This is a genomic window from Desulfocucumis palustris (genome assembly GCF_002933875.1).
GTDB classification, from domain to species: domain Bacteria; phylum Bacillota; class Desulfotomaculia; order Desulfotomaculales; family Desulfocucumaceae; genus Desulfocucumis; species Desulfocucumis palustris.
Genome location: NZ_BFAV01000084.1, coordinates 1 through 768 on the forward strand (window position 1 = coordinate 1; position 768 = coordinate 768).

Consider the following 768-nt stretch of genomic DNA (forward strand, 5'->3'; position numbering starts at 1 on the left):
GGCTCCGCCGTAAAGCTTGTTCCAATCAAAAATTAAACCCTTCACCCAAAGCTCCGATAGTTTGGCATATTTTCCTTTGGCGATCCAGGCATCAATGGTCTTTGCCATATCCTCATCCGCTGTCAGTACGGACAGGGCTTCTTTATTCCGTTTGATCTGCCCACGATATAAATCCTCAATGCCCTCCCGGCCTTCCACAAACCCTTTCAGTTTTTCTTCAACTTCCTCGACGGACCCCGCCATTATGGCCAGGCGCTCTTCCATGGCCTCGCGTCCCACCTGCAGGGTATAGGCCATGTCGGCGAGGTCGGTGCCGGTGAATTGCTGCTCCCGGATAAAAGCCAGCAATTGCCGCGCCTGTTCCCGGAGGCCCTCCTCACTCTTTGCCGACAGCACGATAATTGCCGGATTCTGATGGCTGATGCTAATTTGCTGTGGACCCTGTTTCCCGGGTATATATTCCTCAATCACAATGTGGGCGTTTGCCCCGCCCGCGCCAAAAGCCGAAATCCCGGCAATCCTCGGGTATTCCCTGGTTTCTCCGTTGTTTTCAACCACCGGCCGTTTCCATTCCACAAGTTCCCGCTGGACCACAAAGGGGGTATTGCTGAAGTCAATGTTGGGATTCAGCACTTCGGAATGCAGGGAGGGCACTAATTGGCGGTGTTTAAGCTGCAGCAATACCTTCGTCAAACCCGCAATACCTGCCGCGCTCTCACAATGCCCGATGTTGGACTTTACCGATCCGATGGCACAAAACTGTTTGTC

General features: G+C 53.3%; 1 protein-coding gene. It reads right to left on the reverse strand.

Going from position 1 to position 768, the window contains the following annotated elements; translation table 11 throughout:
• On the reverse strand, window positions 1-768 hold a 768-nt coding region (locus tag DCCM_RS06785; RefSeq protein WP_133163947.1), incomplete at both ends, for a KS-MAT linker domain-containing protein.